Below are 626 nucleotides of genomic sequence, written 5' to 3' on the forward strand. Positions count from 1 at the left end.
CTGGAGCAGGCGTTATGGGCCCGTCGACCGTCCGGCACGGTCCATCACAGTGATAAAGGTTCTCAGTATGTATCGCTGGCCTACACACAGCGGCTTAAGGAAGCCGGATTACTGGCATCAACAGGAAGTACAGGCGACTCGTATGACAACGCGATGGCGGAGAGCATCAATGGTCTTTACAAAGCGGAGGTAATACACCGTAAGAGCTGGAAAAACCGTGCAGAAGTGGAACTGGCCACACTCACGTGGGTGGACTGGTATAACAATCGACGATTGCTGGAAAGGCTGGGCCATACTCCTCCGGCAGAAGCAGAAAAAGCTTATTATGCTTCCATCGGAAACGATGATCTGGCAGCCTGAGTTCACAGATAAAACACTCTCCAGGAAACCCGGGGCGGTTCATTCTGGCGGGTTTTATCCACCACCTCACCCGGTTGTTTCGCCACATGAAAGCGATCGAAGGCTATTTTCTCAACCGCATTGGGTAAGTGGATGCGCGCTGCTCTTATATAGCCTGCATTCATGTCCATCGATAGGAATTTAAATCCCCAAAAGATTAAAAAAGCACCGAAGAATGCGCGTTTATTCAACACAACCTGATCATCAAGTAATCGGTATAGACACTT

The 626-nt window shown here is 49.7% G+C and carries 1 protein-coding gene and 1 pseudogene; one reads left to right on the top strand and one right to left on the bottom strand.

The window, feature by feature from the left end; all coding sequences use genetic code 11:
• On the top strand, window positions 1-360 hold a 360-nt coding region (locus tag BFF42_RS19675; protein WP_001463889.1), incomplete at its 5' end, for an integrase core domain-containing protein.
• Between the two features lie 26 nt (window positions 361-386).
• On the opposite strand, the pseudogene BFF42_RS19680 reads toward BFF42_RS19675, so the two are convergent.
• Window positions 387-626, bottom strand: a pseudogene (locus BFF42_RS19680) (transposase); the annotation flags it as partial.

Origin of the sequence: Shigella sp. FC1661 (assembly GCF_001712525.1) — a bacterium.
GTDB lineage: Bacteria > Pseudomonadota > Gammaproteobacteria > Enterobacterales > Enterobacteriaceae > Escherichia > Escherichia coli.